General features: G+C 59.6%; 15 protein-coding genes. 6 read left to right on the top strand and 9 right to left on the bottom strand.

All coding sequences use genetic code 11. The features are described from left to right. Positions 1–394: 394 nt before the first annotated feature. From BK658_RS06880 to BK658_RS06845, 8 genes are all read right to left on the bottom strand, one after another. Positions 395–1,501, bottom strand: coding sequence for an ABC transporter ATP-binding protein (locus BK658_RS06880; RefSeq protein ID WP_123581651.1), 1,107 nt, complete (start codon positions 1,499–1,501; stop codon positions 395–397). Beyond that, positions 1,498–3,111, bottom strand: coding sequence for an ABC transporter permease (locus BK658_RS06875; RefSeq protein WP_259740063.1), 1,614 nt, complete (start codon positions 3,109–3,111; stop codon positions 1,498–1,500). The genes BK658_RS06880 and BK658_RS06875 overlap by 4 nt, the downstream gene beginning before the upstream one ends. A 4-nt stretch (positions 3,112–3,115) precedes the next feature. Beyond that, positions 3,116–4,132: an iron ABC transporter substrate-binding protein gene (locus BK658_RS06870; RefSeq protein ID WP_123581650.1), complete on the bottom strand. Its 1,017-nt coding sequence runs from the start codon at positions 4,130–4,132 to the stop codon at positions 3,116–3,118. Positions 4,133–4,451: 319 nt separating this feature from the next. After that, positions 4,452–5,987, bottom strand: a complete 1,536-nt coding sequence (locus BK658_RS06865) for an ArnT family glycosyltransferase (RefSeq protein WP_123581649.1) — start codon at positions 5,985–5,987, stop codon at positions 4,452–4,454. 156 nt (positions 5,988–6,143) lie between these two features. Then, on the bottom strand, positions 6,144–7,793 hold the full coding sequence (arnT, locus tag BK658_RS06860) for a lipid IV(A) 4-amino-4-deoxy-L-arabinosyltransferase (protein ID WP_123581648.1): 1,650 nt from the start codon (positions 7,791–7,793) through the stop codon (positions 6,144–6,146). A 529-nt stretch (positions 7,794–8,322) separates the two neighbouring features. Continuing rightward, on the bottom strand, positions 8,323–9,003 hold the full coding sequence (pmrG, locus tag BK658_RS06855) for a lipopolysaccharide core heptose(II)-phosphate phosphatase PmrG (RefSeq protein WP_404943165.1): 681 nt from the start codon (positions 9,001–9,003) through the stop codon (positions 8,323–8,325). Between the two features lie 297 nt (positions 9,004–9,300). Beyond that, the gene (locus BK658_RS06850; RefSeq protein WP_123581647.1) at positions 9,301–10,674 is read right to left on the bottom strand and encodes a sensor histidine kinase; all 1,374 of its coding nucleotides are present in this window, start codon (positions 10,672–10,674) and stop codon (positions 9,301–9,303) included. Beyond that, entirely contained in the window at positions 10,652–11,344 is a 693-nt protein-coding gene (locus BK658_RS06845; protein ID WP_054597456.1) for a response regulator transcription factor, read from the bottom strand. Before BK658_RS06845 ends, BK658_RS06850 begins: the two co-directional genes overlap by 23 nt. Positions 11,345–11,464: 120 nt before the next feature. On the opposite strand from BK658_RS06845, the gene BK658_RS06840 reads away from it, so the two are divergent. The 6 genes from BK658_RS06840 (at position 11,465) to BK658_RS06815 (ending at position 19,706) form a co-directional block, all read left to right on the top strand. Next, positions 11,465–12,154 (top strand): response regulator transcription factor, encoded by a 690-nt coding sequence (locus BK658_RS06840; RefSeq protein ID WP_123581646.1) that lies wholly within the window; start codon positions 11,465–11,467, stop codon positions 12,152–12,154. A 104-nt stretch (positions 12,155–12,258) separates the two neighbouring features. Continuing rightward, a complete protein-coding gene (locus BK658_RS06835) occupies positions 12,259–13,659 on the top strand; it encodes an efflux transporter outer membrane subunit (RefSeq protein WP_259740062.1) in 1,401 nt (466 codons plus the stop codon). Further along, positions 13,656–14,849 carry an efflux RND transporter periplasmic adaptor subunit gene (locus BK658_RS06830; RefSeq protein ID WP_123581645.1) on the top strand — a complete coding sequence of 398 codons (1,194 nt, stop codon included), beginning with the start codon at positions 13,656–13,658 and terminating at the stop codon, positions 14,847–14,849. Before BK658_RS06835 ends, BK658_RS06830 begins: the two co-directional genes overlap by 4 nt. Next, on the top strand, positions 14,846–17,923 hold the full coding sequence (locus BK658_RS06825; protein ID WP_123581644.1) for an efflux RND transporter permease subunit: 3,078 nt from the start codon (positions 14,846–14,848) through the stop codon (positions 17,921–17,923). The genes BK658_RS06830 and BK658_RS06825 overlap by 4 nt, the downstream gene beginning before the upstream one ends. Before the next feature lie 26 nt (positions 17,924–17,949). Continuing rightward, positions 17,950–19,242: a sensor histidine kinase gene (locus BK658_RS06820; protein WP_123581752.1), complete on the top strand. Its 1,293-nt coding sequence runs from the start codon at positions 17,950–17,952 to the stop codon at positions 19,240–19,242. A gap of 110 nt (positions 19,243–19,352) precedes the next feature. Then, positions 19,353–19,706 (top strand): DUF1428 domain-containing protein, encoded by a 354-nt coding sequence (locus tag BK658_RS06815; RefSeq protein WP_054597451.1) that lies wholly within the window; start codon positions 19,353–19,355, stop codon positions 19,704–19,706. 72 nt (positions 19,707–19,778) lie between these two features. On the opposite strand, the gene BK658_RS06810 is transcribed toward BK658_RS06815, so the two are convergent. Then, a complete protein-coding gene (locus tag BK658_RS06810; protein WP_123581643.1) occupies positions 19,779–19,970 on the bottom strand; it encodes a hypothetical protein in 192 nt (63 codons plus the stop codon). Positions 19,971–20,059 lie beyond the last annotated feature (89 nt).

The raw sequence follows: 20,059 nt of genomic DNA, 5'->3' as shown, positions 1-20,059 counted from the left end.
TCAGCTCGAAGCGGTGCTTCGAGGCGAAGTCGGTGACAGCGTAGACGAAAAAACGAAAAGTATATCAATCAGTTAACCAATCTTCTGGAAAAAGTGCACTAATTGACTTTTATTTTGTCGCTCGGCAGTTTGAGTGGCCCAAAGGCATCGCTTCGGATGCGCAGAGGGTAATCTCGAAAATGTGAAAGGGACATGAAAAACCGGTGTCGAGAATGTTTAACTGTAACCTTTACAGCAAATGTTCAGGGTTTTCCAATACTTAAGGCGCTTTCTGATAGCTATCGCCATTTTTCAGGCACTGCAAAGAAAATCGTCACTTGGCCCGCACATCGCTAAAAAGACAGTAAATAGCTTGCCAAGACTACTTCACCCTGAGTCCGCGTCAAGCTGCAAACTATGGCGTCGCAACCGCCTGGCGGCGAGCAGGCTCAGTCAACACGTGCGCGTTACCGAGAGTTGAAATGTGTACCAGGCTGCCAGCGGCCGGTGCATGCACCCCGGAACTGCGAACCAGTAACGAGCGGCTTGCTGACTGTCCATCCGTAGTAGGTGAGGGTTGCTTCAGTTCCACCGTCAAGGTGCAGGTATTGCCGCCAAAGTCGCGATCGGTCACCACTCCAATGCAGCCGTCCGCCTGCTCCAGATCGGCGGGCTGAATGGAAATCTGCAACTGCTCGGGCCGCAACATGATCTGCGCTGCACCGTTTGGCGAGGTACTGCTGACATGAACCCGTCCCAGGTCGCAGATGGCATAGCCATTTTCGACCCGCGCCGGCATGACCACGGCATCCCCGAGGAATAGCGCCGTTTCTTCATCACGAGGATGCAGATACAGGTCCATCGGTTGCCCGGTCTGCACCAGCCGGCCCTGACGCATCACGGCCAGTTGATCGGCAAATGACAATGCTTCGGACTGATCGTGAGTCACCAGGATGGTGGTCACGCCGGTGTCTGACAGAAGCTTGGCAACCATTTTGCGCATGGACGCCCGCAGGCCGGTGTCCAGTGCCGAGAAGGGTTCGTCCAGCAGCATCAGCCGAGGTCGTTGCGCCAAGGCACGGGCCAGGGCGACCCGTTGTTGTTGGCCACCGGAAAGCTCGTGCGGCCAGCGCTGGCTCATGCGTGAATCCAGCGACACCATGTCCATCAACTCGGCGACGCGTGCTTGCTTCAAGGCGGCATCACCTGAAAGTCCAAAGTTGATGTTGCCGGCAACCGTCATGTGTGGAAACAGCGCACCGTCCTGCGGCACATATCCAATCATGCGCTGATGCGCGGGAACTTCGGTCGAACCGTCGACCAGTGTCTGGCCGTTGAGCGTGATGCTGCCAGAATCGGGAAACTCGAACCCGGCAATCATCCGCAGCAGGGTGGTCTTGCCCGAGCCGGAAGGGCCGACGATGGCCGTGCGGCTGCCCGCTGGCACCGACAGGCTGACGTTGTCCAGGGCAGGCAGGGCGCCGAAGGTTTTGTAGATGGAGTTCAGTTCGAGAGCGTTCATCGGCCTGCCGTGCGTTTGGATTGATGATAGAGAAGCGCGGTCAACGGAAGCGACAGCAAAATCATGATCAGCGCGTAAGGTGCCGCTGCGGCATAGTCAATTTCGCTGGTCATGGCCCAAAAGCCGGTGGCCAGGGTGCGGGTGCCACTCGGCGAGAGCAACAGGGTCGCGGTCAGTTCATTGGTGATTGCCAGAAACACCAGCGCTGCGCCGGCGGCGGCCCCTGGTGCGGCCAGGCGCATGGTAATCAGCCAGAGCGCCTGGCTCGGCGAGCGGCCCAGGCTGCGGGCGATATTTTCCAGCTCTACCGGTGCCTGGGCAATACCGGCGCGCAAACTGACCAGCGCGCGTGGCAAGAACATCAGCAGGTACGCCAGCAGTACCGTGATGGTGGTTTGGTAAATCGGCCGGGCAAAGCTGATGGTGACGGTCACCAAGGCCAGCGCCACGACGATTCCCGGCAAGGAACTGGTGATGTAGTTGCAGCTTTCCAGGATGCGATGCAGGCGCCCCGGCGAGCGTATCGACAACCAGGCCACCGGAACTGCCGCACAGGTGGTGATGACCGCGCCGACACTGGCCAGAACGAGGGTCTGCTTCAATGCCGGGAGAATTTCCGCCATGCGCCAGACGTCCGCGCCACCGGCAATCAACCATTGGGCCAGGGTAATCAGCGGCACGCCGAGGGCCAGCACGCTGGTGATGATCGGCAGTAAAAGTGCAGCGGCCTTGGCGTTGCGTGTCAGCCGCTGGGTGCGTTGCAGGCGCGCACTGCCGGAGCCGACCCGTGCGTAACGGGCATGGCCACGTGATGCGGATTCAGCGGTCAACATCAGCAGGCAGCACAGTGCCAGAACTCCGGCCAGCATGTTCGCCGCCGGACCGTTGAAGCTCGACTGGAACTGGTCGAAGATCGCCGTGGTGAAGGTGTCGAAGCGAATCATCGCGTACAAGCCGTATTCGGCCAGCAGGTGCAGGCCGACCAGCAAGGCGCCGCCACAGATGGCCAGGCGCAGTTGCGGCAGCACGACCCGGAAAAACACCGCCCAGGGCTTCAGGCCCAGCGATTCGGAGACATCTTCGATGGCCGGATCAAGACGCCGCAGGGTGGCGGCGACTGGCAGATAGAGGAACGGGAAGTAGGCGATAACCGAAACCAGTACCCCGGCAAACAACCCGTGAATCGGTGGTACCAGGCTGACCCAGGCATAACTGTGGACAAAGGCCGGCACCGCAATCGGTGCCGTTGCCAGCACCGACCAGAGGCGGCGGCCCGGCAAATCGGTGCGTTCGGTCAGCCAGGCGAGTGCCACGCCGAGCGCGATACACAGGGGAATCGTGATCACCACCAGCAACACGGTGTTGATCAAAAGTTCGGCCACTCGGGGCCTGAAGACCAGCTCGGCAATCGTCGCCCAGCCGGTCTTGATGGAAATGCCGATGACAAACGCCAACGGCAGCAGGGCCAGCAACGACACCAGAATGGATATGGCCACCACCCACGAGCCGCTGCGCCTCCCGGAGGCGCGGCGAGGGTGTTGACGAGGGTTGGCCAGAGTCGTCAGATCGACGACTTTACTAGCTTCTGGCAGCGCGACTGGCTTGGACATCGGATTACAACAACCCCGCCTGAGTCATCAGCTCGACAACTTTTTTGCTGTTGAGTTTGGAGGCATCGACCGCAGGTGCATCAAGTTGCGCCAGCGGCACCAGTTTCGGGTTCGACTCGGCATTCTGGCCTACGGCGTATTCAAACGAGTTGCCGTTTTTCAGAATGGCCTGGCCTTCTTTGCCGGTGATCCACTTCAGGAACGCCTGAGCTTCTTCCTGGTGTTTACTGGACGCTAGGACAGCGCCACCGGAGAGGCTGACAAACGCGCCCGGATCTTTGTGCTTGAAGTAGTGCAGCGAAGTGTTCTTGCTGTTTTCGCCGGTTTTGCTCTGATCGACGAAGCTGTAGTAGTGGTAGATCACGCCGCCTTCAATCTGACCGGCGTTCACTGCCTTGAGCACAGCGCTGTTGCCACGGTAGGCGGTGGCGTTGGCTTTCATGCCTTTCAACCATTCCAGGGTGGCGGCTTCGCCCTTGAGTTCCAGTACGGCGGCGACGATGGCCTGGAAATCGGCGCCGGCAGGCGAACCGGCCCAACGACCTTTCCAGCTTGGGGAAGCCAGGTCCATCAGAGACTTCGGCAGATCGGCTTCGGCCAGCTTGGCTTTGTTGTAGACAAACACGGTCGAGCGAGCGGCGATGCCCACCCATTTGCCATGGGCCGGGCGATAGGCCGAACCGATTTGCTCCAGGGTCGACGGTGCGACAGGGGTAAACAGCCCGGCGTTGTCCACCAGTACCATGGCCGGGGAGTTCTCGGTCAGGAACACGTCAGCCGGGGAGGCCGCACCTTCTTGCACGAGCTGATTGCCCATCTCGCTGTCATCGCCGTTGCGCAGCGTGACCTTGATCCCTGTTTCATGGGTAAAACCCTCGACCCAGGCCTTGGTCAGGGTCTCATGCTGCGCGTTATAGACCACGATGCCGTCGCTGCTTGGCGCAGCAAAGACATGGCCAGCACCCATAAGAGCGGTGGCGAGCAGCGCGATTTTCAGAAACGAAGGGCGACGGTGATTCATTTTGTTAGCAGCTCCTGCAGTTTTATTGAGAATCAGGTGGGCGAGCCTGTCGTTCGCTTCCCGCAATCCCTGCAGCTCGCCCCGAACAATGCGAATCATTCGCATAGATTTTGGTGGCGGCAATGTAGTGCGGGATATGTGAAAAAAACGTCAAATCAGTCGTTAATCAATGTCGTTTGTATTTAGATTGAGGCGCTGAGGAGGGAGTTTGAAGGACAGAGCGGTTTGAATTCAAACACTATCGTCGATGAGGCCCACTGATTTCATGTGAGCCATGCTGGAAAGGATCGAGAGGCCCACTGGGCCTCTCGATGCTTTTTCATTGGGCGGGGGCGTTGGGGATAAAGGCGACGCTGGCATCCGAGCGCGGATGCAGCAGCCGTTCGCCGTTGTCTGGCTGCGTGACGACGGCCTGATGGTCGACGCTCAGGTAGTTCAGCGGAAGCTGATCGCCGCGTTTGTAGTGCGCCACAATGATGGTGCGCTGCGGGTCCCACTGCTGGCCGCTGTTTTTTTCCAGCCATGCCATGAATTGTGCGGTGCTGCCTTCGCGAGGGAAGTCCTTGTTTTCGGGAGCGTAGTAGAAAGGCGCTCCGTCGTTTTGCAGGTACATCGGGACTTTGTTGTCGACATCGACCATCACCATCCGCCATTGATTCCATGGCGCGATCAGGCTGGCCTGAGCCTTGACGTCCTTGCCGAATTGCACAACGCCGCCACCGGTGTTGCTCCAGGGCACGATAATCCCGAGGATCAGCAATAGCAGGACCGTCGTGACGCCAAAGCCGATCTTCAGACCGCGTCCTTCGGCTTTGCCGGCAGCGCGCCGTTCTTCCATGTGCCGGGTGACCCACCAGGCCGCCAACAGTTGGGCAAATGGTACCAGTGGCAAGACGTAATAACTGCGTCGACTACCGCTGGCGGTGAAGAACAGGAACAGCAAGCCCAGACCCCAGATCAACCAGCGGGCATTGGGTTCGAGTGTGCGCCAGTTACGGGCCGCGACCCACAGCCCAAGCACCCAGTACGGTGCCCATGGCAGGGTATAAACCGGCAAGTAGATCAGGTAGGTGTAAATTGGCCCGATGTGGTCGAACGGCTGGAAAAACCGCACCACGTTTTCCCGGAAGACCAGTCCCAGACCGCTCTGGGCGGAGGTGGGTGCGCCGTAGATATTCGACAACACGAACGGCACCGCATAGACCGCGCCGCCAACCAGCAGGGCGACGCACAGGCGCAGGTTAAGGTGACGCTTCCAGCGGCCTTCTTGCAGCAGATGCGGCAACAGCACCAGGCCGGGCAGGATAAAGCCGATCAGGCCTTTGAACAGCGAGGTCACGGACAGCAGCAGGAAGAACACGCAGTAGCGCCCGAGTCGCGTGTCGTCCGGGCCGCGCCAATACCACCAGACCGCCGCCAGCACACCGCATACGGTCAGAATGTCAGCCGTCGCGACTCGGGCCCAAAAGACGAAATAGAAGGTGGTTGCGAGCATCCAGCCGGCGATCAGACCGGTGCCTTTGCGAAACAGTTGCTCGCCGATCAAGTAGACCAGCCAGACACTCAGCCAGGCGGCAATCACCGAAGTCAGACGCAATGACCAGTGACCAAGGCCGCCTGTAAACCAGGTGGTGGCGGTAATCAACCAGTAGGAGGGCAGTGGTTTGTCGTAATAGGAGCCGCCCATGAGGTACGGGTCGAAGTAGTTACCGCTTTGCAGCATCTGCAGCGTGATATTCGCCCAACGGGTTTCCGGGCCCCAAAGTTCCCGTGTGCCCAGTCCCAATAACAGGAGTAGCGCTGAAACCCCAAGCAGGATCAGCAGCGCGCGTGTTTCCGTTTCCCGCGACTTCATGTGGTATTTCCCTTCGGTCTCGACCGCCAGCTGCAGGATTGCGCCGTGCCTTTGAACGCCACAACCTGCGCGCCGGGGGTCAGAAAATGCAGATCATCTACTTGCCGGGTGACGATTAGCACATCATCGCCCGGTAAACCCGCTCATCAGGAGTCTTCAGGGCAGTTTCGGGAAAATCATGATCTCCAGTTCGCCCCGTTTGTAGTGCTTGCCATCGATCGGCAGCAGCAAGACTTCCTGCTCTTCCAGGGCATTTTTCACCCGCATGACCACACCCACCGAGCCCTTTTTACGGGCTTCGGTCATCCACTGCTGGACACTGTTCATGTCGACTTTGCGGTGTGCGGCCTCAGGGAAATCAGTACCGTATTTCAACTCACCCACGGTGTTGTACAGGTCGACTTGCGGGCGTTTCAGGCGCCAGGACAATGCCGAGGCCGCGCCCAGATCGTTACTCAGCAGCGAAGTAGTCTCGCTTAATTCCTGAACATGTTCGGCGATGAACTGGTCAGGCATTTTGCTGTTGACGATGACGCCGGGCATGGCTGCTGGCAGCAAGGCGATCAGTAGCCAGATACCCAGCGCCGGAGCGGCCCAATAGACCAGCGGCCGGAGCGCTTGCAAGGCGTTGGCGATGATCCAGCCGGCCAGCACGATGAAGCCTAGCGACATGGCGAACATTTCGGTGTTTTCGAAGATCGGCCTGGTGACCTGCAGATAGATCAGGACAATCAGGGCAATCGTCGCGATCGTTACGTTGATCAGGCCATTGATGCGAATCGCGCGGCCACGGGCCTCGCTCACCAGATCGATCAGTGTGCTGGCCATCAGCAAGGCCAGCGGCAGCAGGCACGGCATGATGTAGGTCGGTAGCTTGCCTTTGCTCAGGCTGAAAAATACCAGCGGCAGGAGCATCCACAGCAACAGGAAGCCAGTGGTGTTCTGAGTCTTGTTTTTCCAGGCCTGAACCAGTGTCGATGGCAACAGGGCCGCCCACGGCAGACTCGAAACCACCATGATCGGCAGGAAGAACCACCACGGCCGGGTGTGCTGGGCATCGTCGGCGGCGAACCGGCGAATGTGTTCTTGCCAGAAGAAGTACCGCCAGAAATCGGGTTCGTGACTGTTGATCGCCAGCACCCACGGCAGGCTGACGATGATGGCGACGGCCAGCGCTACCAGGCCATAGCGCAGCAATTCACCAAAGCGCTTTTGCCAGATCATGTAAGGCAGTGCGATCAACACCGGCAACAGCCAGGCAAGGAAGCCCTTGGTCAGGAAACCCATGCCGCAGGCGAAGCCGAGCAGGGCCCAGGCACCGAGTTTGCTGCGTGGGGTTTTGTTATCCAGGGCAAACCACAGGGCAACCAGACTCAAGTTGACCCAGAAGGTGAACTGCGGATCGAGGTTGGAGTAGCCAGCCTGGCCGGCGATCAGGCCGAAGCTCATATAGAGCAGGGCGGCAGCGAAACTTTTGCGCGGATCGTTCCACAGGCGACGGGCGATCAGATACGCCAGCCACACACTCAGACCGGTGGCGACTGCCGAGGCAATACGCACGCCAAACAGGTTCTCGCCGAAGATCGCCTGACCGATGGCGATCATCCAGTAACCGGCAATGGGCTTCTCGAAGTAGCGAAAGCCCATGAAGTGCGGAGACACCCAGTCACCGCTCAGCAACATCTCCTGGCTGATCTGGGCGTAGCGGGGTTCGTCTGGAATCCATAGCCCGTGGCCGACCATCGGCAACAGGTAGAACAGGCCGAAGGCCAACAATAGGCAGGGTAGAGCCCAGCGCTTGATCATTTGACTCGTGCTCCCTGCGACTTCATTCGGCGGTTCGGATTGCTGCGTGAGCAATCAGTAAAGTGATGCGTGACGAGTATTATTTTTCGCTTCATGGGACGGCCTTGATACCGGAAGACGTTGCTCGGTTTTTGGTGTTTTGGTTACGACGTTCGATGCTGCGCCGGTCTTCTTCAACAAAGACGCGTGCAGGGGCGCAGGCATCGCTGTGGCGAGCCGGCCGTATTACTCGGCAAAAGGATAAAGTCGACGCATGACATTCCTGGGCCTCCTGGCAGCGGACTGGACGGGTGCAGGTGAGTGAGCCGCTGTGAGCGGGCACCGCATGCTACAAGTGGAGCGTCGAGTCTTCCATTGAGGATTTTCCCCAAACAGGCATTCAAGCGTGAAATCCCCGGATTTCCAGTAACTCGCTGAAAAAAATAAAGTTATTCAATTTGTTTCAAATGCACGCGAGCGCTGGCGAACTGCCGTAATGGCTTTATTTTTTGAGTTCGTTAACAGCGCGGGCGTGTCCTGGCAAACCGTATTATTTGCTGGCGAATCGCTTATCCAGCACGGCTGGCCAGTCCCCGGAATTCACAATGCCGAGCACTTTCAGCTGCCCGTCAGCCGTCACCGAAACGAACAGGGAGCTGGTGTACTGACTGGTGGGAGCATGCTTGAAGCCGGTTTGTTTCTCGAAGTCGCTGATGCAGCCGCTGTGCGTGACCAGGACCAGATTGCGATGCGCCGTTTTGTGTGCGACCACATCGTCACGCATGGTCTTGCCGCATTGGGCCAGCCATTCCTGATTCGACGCCTCTTTGCCAAACATGTACTGCGCGGTTTGCATCGTGCGGGTCGCCGGGCTGCTGAACACATCCGCATGGTCCATGCCCAGGGCGTTGAACCCTTTGCCGACGTCTGTCGATGCCGCGCTGCCTACCTGGGTAATGCCATCGGCCGGGCCCAGGCACGGGTTTTTCGACTGATCGCAGCGTTCGGCATGTCGAACCAGCACCACCACATCGCCTGCCTGCCAGTGTTGGAATACGCCAGCCGTTGCCATGTGATCACTTTCCGCCAGCATCGCTGGAGACCGAGGCCACAAGGTGAATCCCGTGACCAGAGCGGCCACTATCACTGCCGACGCCGCTAGCGTGACCTTCAGAAACCGTTTTTTGACCGCTCGTTTAGGCAAGTCCTTGGGTAATACAGTATTAACCACGCCTTTCACCTGTAAGTCGTATTGGGACGAAGAATGTCGATTCCGTTCAAGCAGTCAGGATAGACAGTTCACGGAAAACGCGAGCATTGAAGGTCGATTTGTGATGATCAATGTAGAGATGGGCAAGTGGGGGATAAGTGAAACGAATGTGAAAATTTCGCAGGAGCTCTTAACCTTCTCTTAACGAAGGCTAATTGTTTGATTTTAATTGCATTGCCAACGGCCAGGGCCACCTCGACCAGGACCTCGCGCGTGGTCGTCGGGAAGGCGGCTAGAGCCTGCTCAAACTCGATTGTTTCAAGCCGTTTCATGAGGCTGTTTTCCCAGTAGATCGATTCGGCAACCCGGGGCCGCGTCGTAGACCGCAAGCTTCATGTCGTGCAACCGCGCCACGGCCGACACCATGCTCAAGCCCAACCCGTTGCCGGGTGTGTGACGGCTCAGTTCTGAACGGTAGAGCCGGCGAAATACCGCCTCGCGCTCGTCTTCCGCAATCCCCGGACCGTTATCGATGACCCGAATACCGATGCCCGTTGCGTCGCTGATGACGCTGAGACTGACGCTGCTATGGTCGGGTGAGAACTTGATCGCGTTGTCCAGCAGGTTGCAGCAGGCATCGAACAGCAGTTGCGCATCGCCAGCGATCAGCGTTGGCTGCGCGCCGGCATGGAACGCCAGGCTGATGCCGCGTTCCTCGGCCAGCGGTTCGTAGAGTTCGGTGGCATCGGCGCCAATCAGGTTCAGATCGACCGGCGCAAAGTGGCTGCGTCGTGCGCTGTCCTCAATCTCGGAAATGCGCAGCAAGGCACGGAACGTCATCAGCAGGCCCTTGGCCTCGCTCAGGGCCGAATCAATGCTGGCGGCGTATTCGTCCTCGCGCAAACCCCGCCGTTGTGCGCGCTCAAGGCCCGCAATCAGCCGGGTCAGGGGCGTGCGCAGGTCGTGGGCGATGTCGTCGCAGACGCCCTTGACCTCGCTCATCAAGCGTTCCAGCTCATCGAGCATGCTGTTGACGACGTTGGCGAGGCGGTCGATGTCATCGTTGTTGCCCAGGGTGGGCAAGCGGCTGCTCAAGTCGCCCTCGATGATGCCTTTGATCGAGTCGCTCAACTTGTCGAGTCGGCGCCGCGCGGAGTAGCCAAGGCCGATCGCACCTAACAGGCCGACTACCAGCAGCAGGACCCCACCGGAAACCAGCGCATGGACCAAAAGTTCGTCGAACTCGCCGATATCATGCATGTCCTGGGCGACCAGCAAGATTTTGCCGTCTTCCAGTTTATGAACGATAAACCGCACCGGACGGGAGCGATCATTGGTTTTTTGCCAGTCGAACTCGGCGGGTCGATCATATTTTCTGAACGGCGGCAGTTGATGAATGGCGCCGACCATGTACTGGCCGTTTTCATCGAACAAACTGTGGGGCAGGCGGCCTTCTGTGTCCGAAATGGCGTGTTTGCGGATTTCCTCTTCCCGCAGTTGCGGGGTTTGCTGGCTGCGACTCTCTACCTGACGATAGAGCGCAGTGTCGGCCTCGGTCTTCAGGTAAAACGCGGTCTGCCAGTAAATGTAGCCAAACAGCGCCAGAAACGAGCAGCCGAACAGCCCCAGGAACATCAGGCCGGTGCGAAAACTGATGGTGCGCGGAATCTCACTCAGGTGAACGGAGAACATAGCCGGCCCCCCGAATGGTGTGGATCATCTGCGGTTCACCTTCGGCGTCGATCTTGCGACGCAGGCGGCCGATATGCACCTCGATGACATTGGTGCGCTCGTCGTAGCTGTAATTCCACACGGCTTCAAACAACATGGTGCGTGTGACCACCTGTTCGGCGTTACGCATCAGGTGTTCCAGCAACGCGTATTCACGCGGAACCAGGTCGATGGTTCGATCGCCGCGGCGCACACTGCGGCGTAACAGGTCGACGTGCAGGTTGCCGACGCGCAGCTGGTTGTCCGGTTCGCGGGTGGCGGGTTCGGCACGGCGACGGCTCAAGGCGTCCAGCCGTGCGGTAAGCTCGATGAATTCGAAAGGCTTGGTCAGGTAGTCATCGCCACCGGCGCGCAAACCTCGAACACGCTCATCCAGCGCGCTCAGGGCACTGAGGATCAACACCGGCGTGCTCACACTCGCCGCTCGCAAAGCGGTCAATACGCCCAGCCCGTCTATGCCGCCGGGCAGCATCCGGTCGAGCACGATCAGGTCGAAGGGCTCGCTGAGGGCTTTGAGCAAACCGTCGCGGCCATTGTTCACGCAAGTGACGGTAAACCCGTGGTCCTGCAGGGCTGCTTCAATTTCGCGGGCGGTGGAGCTGTCGTCTTCGACGACCAGAACATGGGTCATGGGAGTTGAACCGGTCACTTGAACGAGTGGAGAGATGGCATAGTGTGTCAAATCCAGGCAGACGCCAACGTCGCTGCCGGATAAATAAAAGTTTAGGTTTTAGTTGAGAGAGAAAGCTCCTTGCGCATTCTAGTGGTTGAAGACGATGCCCAAACCGCCACCTACCTGTTGCGTGGGCTGACGGAAAGCGGGCACGTGGTGGATGTCGCCGAAGAAGGCAACGATGGACTGGCCATGGCCCTGGAAGGGATTCATGACGCGTTGATTGTCGACCGGCGCCTGCCGGGGCTCGACGGCATTGCGCTGGTAAGGGCGATACGCAGTCGCGGTTTGCGTATCCCGGTGCTGATGCTCAGTGCTCAGTCGACCACCGCGCAAAAGGTCGAAGGCCTGCAAGCCGGTTGCGACGATTACCTGGCAAAACCCTACGCATTCGCCGAGGTGCTCGCGCGCCTCGATGCCTTGTTGCGCGGTGCCGATCAACCGAGCGCAGCAGGGCGCAAGCTGGAAGTCGGCGAACTCGAACTCGACTGCGCGACGCGTACGGCGGTGCGCCAAGGCCGTAGCATTGTCTTGCAACAGCGTGAGGCGCTGCTGCTGGAAAAACTCATGCGCCACAGCGGTCAGGTGGTCACCCGCGACATGCTGCTCGACAGTGCCTGGGATTACACCTTCGACCCCAACGACAATGTCATCGACAAACATATCCATCGTCTGCGGCGCAAACTCGACGAAGGTTTCGAGTACTCGCTGATCAAGACCATCCCGGGCGCGGGTTACAGCTTTCAGGGCCGTCGCGAGCCCGATTAAAAAAAAGTTTACCTGCAGGCGAACGCTCTGCAAGGCGCAGTTGGCTATCTTCGGCTCATTCGTGGACGTGCTCCACAAACGTTTCAGCCGGAGATCGCGTACCAATGTCAGTTGCAACCTCACCGAGGCGTAACTTTTTATCCATGTCGGTGCTGCTGGGCGTATTGATGCTCGGTGGCTGCTCGATGGTGCCCGCTTACCATCAACCGGAGTTGCCGCTGGCGGCAAACTGGAACGGCACCGGGCAAACGTCCGCTGCACGGGGAGGGCAGTGGTGGAGTGAATTCCACAGCGCTGAACTGAATGACCTGATCACCCGCGGCCTCTCGGCCAATTACACCCTTAAAGCCGCGGCCAGCCGCATCGAAGAGGCACGCGCTTCGGCTCAGGTCGTCGGCGCCGGGCAATATCCGACGCTGGCACTGGGCGGCAATGTCCAACGCCAGAACAATTACGGCACCACCAAGAAAAGCAGCGTGTTTGCCGAGGCGACCTACGAGCTGGACTTCTGGGGTAAACAGCGCGCTGCCGCGGACTCTGCCGATGCATTGGCCAATGCCAGCGTGTTCGACGCACAAACCCTGCGCATGAGCCTGGGGGCGAGCATCGCCGACAGCTACTTCCAGGTCTTGTCGCTGGAAGAACGGCTGCGTCTGGCCCAGTCGATTGCCGACGACGCCAAGCAGGTACTTGACCTCGTTGAAGTCCAGGCCAGCCAGGGCGCCGTGTCCAATCTTGAAGTGGCGCAGCAACGCAACGCCCTGCAAACCTTCCAGGCGGCGATGCCACCGTTGCGTCAGCAGCGCGATCTGGCGCTCTACCAATTGGCGGTACTGGTGGGCGAGACGCCGCAAGGTTTTCATCTGAAAAGCTCCGGTCTTGAGGGTTTGCAGATGCCGCGCCCATCCGCTGGATTACCCATCGGCCTGCTGCGTCAGCGGCCCGATGTGCAAGCGGCTGAAGCGCGACTAGTCTCGGCCAACTTCGATGTCGGGGTCGCCCGTGCGGCGTTCTTGCCAAATCTGTCGCTGGACCTGATCGGCGGTATCGACACCATCGCCGGCGGCAATATCTGGAGCGTCGTCGGCACATTGGCCCAACCGGTGTTCACCGGCGGCCAGCTCAACGGTCAGTTGCACTTCGATCAGGCGCACGCACAGGAACTGACCGCCAGCTACCGCGAGTCAGTGATCGAGGCGCTGCAAGACGTCGAAACCCAACTGAGCGCCACCCGCGAACTGGATAAAAGCTATGCCCTGAATCAGGCCGCGGTGGACTCCGCCCGCGAGGCCGCCAGGTTGGCACAGGTGCGTTATCGACTGGGTTCCACCGACTTTCAGACCTTGCTGATTGTCGAGCGCACCCAGTATCAGGCCGAAGACACGCTGCTGCAGGTGCGCCTGCAACACCTGCAGGCCGCTGTCGGTTTGTTCCGGGCGCTGGGCGGTGATTTCACGCCCGACGCCATCGCTTCCCTTTCTCCTTCTCAGGCGTCACACCCATGAATGCTAAGCAACGCGTTGCGAACCCTCGCCATCGAGCACTCTCCTGGGCGCTACTAATACTCCTGTTGGGCGCCGGTTTCGGTGGATTTCAGTGGGTCAAGCGGGCTCAGGCGGCACCGGCCAAAACCGAGGCAGCCGCCGTGCCGGTGCAACTGACGCAAGTCAGCCAGCAGGACCTGCCGATCTGGCTCAGTGCGATTGGCAACGTCCAGCCGCTCAACAGCGTCAATGTGCGGGTTCGGGTGGATGGCGAGTTGCAGAAAGTCCTGTTCAAGGAAGGCCAGAGCGTGAACGCCGGCAGTCTGCTGGCGGTGATCGATCCACGGGTTTACCAGGCTCAGGTGACTCAAGCGCAAGCGCTGGCGGCCAAGGATCAGGCGCAACTGGCCAACCTGCGGGTAAGCCTGGACCGGGCCAGCAAACTGGCGGCCGCCAAGGCCGGGCCGACTCAGGATGTCGACACCTATCGCGCCGAACTGGCAGCGCAACAGGCCACGGTGCAGGCCGATCAGGCGGCACTCGACACCGCTCGCCTGCAGTTGGAGTTCACTCAGGTCAAGGCACCGCTGACCGGGCGTACCGGCCAGCGTTTGCTGGACGTCGGCGCCATCGCCCACGGTGCGGAAGCCACGGGCCTGGTGACCATTACCCAGATGAACCCGATCTCGGTGGCCTTCGCCGTTTCCCAGGACGAGCTCCCGCAGATCCTTGAAGAAAACGCCAAGGGTGCCTTGCAAGTGGTCGCCATGACCCGCGATGGCCATCAGGAAATCGCTCGCGGCCGTCTGAGCTTCATTGACAGCCAGGTCGCTGCGGCCAGCGGTCAGATCCAGTTGAAGGCCGAGTTCGACAACAGTACCAACCAGTTATGGCCTGGCGAATTGGTCAGCGCACGCTTGCTGGTCAGCACCCGCCAGGACGTCACGGTGGTGCCGGCCAATGCCGTGCAGTTCGGCCGCCAGGGCAATTTTGTCTATGTGGTCGGGGCTGACCAACGGGTGCAACCGCGTCAGGTCGATGCTGCTGCCGTGGTCGATGGCAAGCAGTGGATTCGTCAGGGTCTGGCCGCCGGAGAAACGGTCGTCGTGCAAGGCCAGTCACGCATTGCGCCGGGCGTCAAAGTTGCGCCGATCAAGGCTGACGAAGCCGCTGCGCTGGTGTCCGCCACGCCTGTGGAGAGCGCACGATGAAAGGGCTCGCTGGACTGATTCAACGACGCGTGGGTCTTAGCCTGTTGGCGCTTGGGGTGATGTTGCTGGGCGCTTTCGCGTACTTCCAGTTACCGGTAGCACCACTGCCTACGGTGGATTTCCCGACCATTCAGGTTACCGCCAAACTCTCCGGGGCCAGCGCCGAGACCATGGCTTCATCGGTCGCGACGCCTCTGGAAAGAGCCTTTGCCGCCGTTCCGCAAGTCACCTCGATGACCTCCTCGAGCGCGGCCGGCAAGACCCAGGTTGTGTTGCAGTTCGACCTGTCACGGAACATCGATGGCGCTGCGCAGGATGTGCAGACCGCGATCAACACCGCGACCCCGAACTTGCCGAAGACCATGACCAGTACGCCGACCTTCAACAAGGTCAACCCGGCGGAAGGGACGGTGTTGTCGCTGGCCGTGACGTCGCCGACGCGTACGCTGCCGGAACTCGACCGTTACGCGGACAACTACATTGCCCAGCGTTTGTCGCAGATGCCGGGCGTCGGCCTGGTGGATTTCCACGGTGAGCAAAAACCGGCGGTGCGGATTCAGATCGACCCGGATGCGCTGGCCGCACGGGGCCTGAGCCTGGAAGACGTGCGCAGCTTGATCGGCGTCAGTACCGTCGATCAGCCCAAGGGCACCCTTGACGGGCAGACCCGTTCCGTCACGCTCGGCGCGACCGACCAGATGCTCGACCCGCAGCATTATCGGGATCAGGTGATTGCCTATAAAAACGGTATGTCGATCAAGCTCGGTGACCTTGGTCGGGTCATTGCCGGTGCCGAAGATACCCAGCAAGCGGCACAGTTGGGCGGTGAGCCGACGGTGATCGTCGACATTCACAAACAACCGGGTTTCAACCTGCTGTCGACCATCGCCACGATCAAGGCCAAGTTGCCCGAACTGACTGCGTCGTTGCCTCGCGACGTGCAGGTTCAAGTGGTCGGCGACCGTACCCAGACCATCGAAGCTTCGGTCAACGACATGCAGTTCACCTTGCTGTTGTCGATTGCCCTGGTGGTCGTGGTGATCTTCGTGTTCCTGCGCAAGGCCACCGCCACGCTGATTCCCAGTTTGACCATTCCGCTGTCGCTGGTGTCGACCTTCGGCGTGATGTATTTGCTCGGCTACAGCCTCGACAACCTGTCGATCATGGGCCTGGCCATTGCCGTCGGCTTTGTGGTGGACGATGCCATCGTGGTGATGGAAAACATCGTGCGCCATCTGGAGATGGGCAAGTCACGCCTGCAATCGGCGGTCGATGGTTTGCGCGAAGTGGCGTTCACCATTGTCTCGATGACGGTCTCGTTGATCGCGGTGTTCTTGCCGATCCTGTTGATGTCGGGGATCGTCGGGCGCTTGATGCGCGAGTTCGCAGTCACGGTCAGCGTGGCGATCATCATGTCCTGCATCGTCTCGTTGACGATCACCCCGATGCTTTGTGCCTGGCTGCTCAAACCGCATGCCGAGAGCGAGGAGGGGCGTTTCGCCCAGGCTTGCGAGCGGGCGTTCACCGGCTTGCACAATGGTTATCGCCGTAGCCTCGACTGGGTGCTCGACCATCAGCGTCTGACCCTCGGCGTGGCACTGGCCACATTGCTGGCGACAGCAGTGTTGTACGTGAGCATTCCCAAGGGCTTCTTCCCGCAGCAGGATAACGGCCTGATCCAGGGTGTCGCCGAAGCCGCTGCCGATATCTCGCCGATGGCCATGCGTGAACAGGTCAACCGTGTCGCCGAAGTCGTCGGTCATGACCCGGCGGTGGCCAAGGTGTATTTCTGGATCGGCCCGAACCCGACGGTCAGCCAGGGCAAGGTGATGATCAACCTCAAGCCATTCAGCGAGCGCACCGACAGTGCCCAAGAGGTGATCAGCCGTTTGCAACCGGCCCTCGATCAGTTGTCCGGGGTCAAGGTCTACTTACAGGCTAACCAGGACATCCAGATCGGTGGCCGCGCCAGTAAAACCCAGTATCAGTACACCCTTCAGGACCCGGACAGCGCAGAGCTGGATCACTGGAGCGGAGTGCTGCTGGAAAAACTCAAGAGCTTGCCGCAACTGCAACACGTGACGTCTGATCAGCAACAGGCGATTCCTCAGGCAACCCTGGTGATCGACCGTGCCACGGCGGCGCGTCTGGGCGTGACGGTGCAGGCCATCGACGACGTGCTGTACGACGCCTTCGGCCAGCGTCAGGTCGCGACGATGTTCACCCAGCTCGACCAGAACCACGTGGTTCTTGAACTGGACCCGCACTGGCAGACGTCCACCGCGACGCTGGAACACTTATACGTACGCGCCAGCTCCGCAACCCTGGTGCCATTGAATCTGTTGGCGAGCATCAAGACCGAACAGGTGCCGATCATCATCAACCACCAAGGGGTATTTCCGGCCATTACCCTGTCGTTTGACCTGGCGCCCGGCCAAGCCCTGAGCGATGCGGTCAGCGCGATCAATCAGGCGTCTTTGGCGGTGGCGATGCCCGACTCTGTCGTCGGCAGTTTCCAGGGCACCGCCCAGGCATTTCAGGACTCGTTGAAATCACAACCCTGGCTGATTCTGGCAGCCATTCTGACCGTCTACATCGTGCTGGGCGTGCTCTACGAGAACGCGATTCACCCGTTGACGATCATTTCGACCCTGCCGTCCGCCGGGTTCGGTGCACTGCTGGCATTGATGCTCTGTGGACAGGACCTGTCGGTCCTTGGGATGATCGGCATTATTTTGCTGATCGGCATCGTCAAGAAGAACGCGATCATGATCGTTGACTTCACGCTGTCGGCCCAGCAGCGTGGCTTGTCTGCCAGAGACGCTGTGCGTGAAGGGTGCCTGTTGCGCTTGCGGCCGATCCTGATGACCTCGCTGGCGGCACTGCTCGGCGCGGTGCCATTGGCGTTCGGTCACGGTGCCGGCTCGGAACTTCGCCAGCCATTGGGCATTGCTATTGTCGGCGGCCTGGCGGTCTCGCAGATCCTGACGTTGTACACCACCCCGGTCGTCTACCTTTGGTTTGAGCGTCGGCGTCGCAACCAAAAACTCGTCGCGCAGGACATCAAGGTGTGACGTCGGCATTCAAACACTGGAAAGACATGGATTCCAAGCAAAGCCTGGCAAAAAGGATTGTGATTGTTTTCGCGCTGATGACTGCGTTTGTCGCAGGGGTCTTTGCGGTGGGCATTGTCGCGACTGTGCATATCGTTGAAAGAAAGCTCACCACCACCAGCCTGAGCGGTGGGCTGCAACGCCTGCTGCTGATGGACAACACCGATGACTGGACCCATCGGCCGGAAAAAGACGAGCTGTTTTTCTTTGAGGGTGGACTGGGTGAAATGACCCCCGACGAGCAGCTCAAGGCGCTGCAGCCGGGGTTTCAGGAAATCGTCTTTGGCGGTGAGGACTACTACGCCATGGTGAAGATGGTCGAAGGTCGCCAGTACGTCCTGCTGAAAGATCAGCGAAGCCATGAACAACGCGAACGTGTGCTGTACGCGGTGGTGATTGTCGGGTTCGTGTTGAGCATCCTGCTGGCGATTCTGTTGGGGTGGCTGCTGGCCCGACGCGTCATGGCCCCGGTGATCCGTTTGGCACGTCAGGTGCGCCACCGCGATCAGCTACTGGAACTCGCGCCACCGCTGGCGCCCGAGTATGCCGTTGACGAGGTCGGCGAACTGGCGATGTCCTTTGATCAAACCCTGGGCCGACTGCGCGAGGCGCTGGGCCGGGAAAAACTCTTCACCAGCGATGTCAGCCACGAATTGCGAACGCCGTTGATGGTGCTCGCCAGTTCATGTGAGCTGTTGTTGAGCAATCGTGCCCTGGATCAGCGCTCGATGGCTCAGGTCAGCCGTATTGCCAGGGCCAGCGATGAAATGCGACAGCTGGTCGACACGTTCCTGATGCTGGCGCGTGACCGGGACAACGACTCCGGTAACGGTGGCAACGCCTCCTTGAAAGAGGTCGCCGATGCGTTGGCAGAGATTTGGGGCAGGCTGATCCGGGAAAAAGGCCTGGAGTTCATCTACCTCGATGAGCAGACCACAAACACCTGCTACAACCTGACGTTCCTGCAATCGGTGATGGGCAACCTGCTGCGCAACGCCTGGCACTATACTGATCATGGCTTTATTCGCCTGACCCTGCGTGACCATGGCTTCAGCGTGGAAGACAGCGGCATCGGCATTCCGGAAGAAAAACGCCACGCGATGTTCCAGCCCTTTGTCAGGGGCGACGAACACCGAGGCGAAGGGCTGGGATTGGGGCTGTCGCTGGTTCAGCGGATTTGCACCAACCAGAACTGGCGAGTGGAGCTCACCACCCGCGAACCCCACGGCTGCCATTTCGCCGTGGACCTGGCAGAGCGTCAGAAGCAACTCCTGCTCTAGCCAGCGCGGAAATGTCCGTTGGTCGGTTCGCCTGACAGGCCGGTCGATTTGCACGCTTGCAGATCGACTAACCGGTAAATCGATGACGCATTTCAAAGAGGAGAGTGATCATGTCCTATGTCGATGGCTTTGTTGCAGCCGTACCCACCGCCAACCGCGATAAATTCAAGCAGCACGCCGAGTTCATGGCAGGTATTTTCAAGGAAAACGGTGCACTGAGCGTGACCGAATGCTGGGGCGACGATGTGCCTCAAGGCAAACTGACCTCGTTCCCGATGGCGGTGAAACTCAAGGAAGACGAGACCGTGGTGTTCTCGTGGATCATCTGGCCGGACCGTCAGACGCGCGACACCGGTATGAAGAAGTTCATGGACGACCCCAGGCTTCAATCACTGGACAACTCAATGCCCTTCGATGGTCAGCGGATGATCTTCGGCGGCTTCGAGATGATCGTAAACGTGTGAGGCCTGTCGCGTCATCCTGATGTCAGGTGGGCCTGAAAAGGATGCAGGCCCGCCCTGGATGGCGCGCGCCGGTTACTCCGGAAGGGTGATTCGGCAGCTCTTGCGATTGCGGATTTCGTTATCCGTTGGTCGCTCTTTCACAAACTCGAAACGCGGCTCGCCCTCGTTGTACGTGACCAGCCAACCCCATTCCAGCTCGGACTCGTCTTGCCCGGGCTTCGGCGGCGCAGCCCACCATGGTTCCTTGCTGACAATCTGGCGCATAGCCCCTCCACGCGGTTTGAGTCCCTTCAACTATAACGTGGATGACTGGAGGTGCCAGAAATGCGTTTCGAGTGGGCCGGCAGATTAAT

It is taken from the genome of Pseudomonas brassicacearum, assembly GCF_003732175.1.
In the GTDB taxonomy this organism is placed as follows: domain Bacteria; phylum Pseudomonadota; class Gammaproteobacteria; order Pseudomonadales; family Pseudomonadaceae; genus Aquipseudomonas; species Aquipseudomonas brassicacearum_G.
Note: the sequence above shows the minus strand (reverse complement) of the source record. Positions and strands in the feature narration are given on the sequence as shown.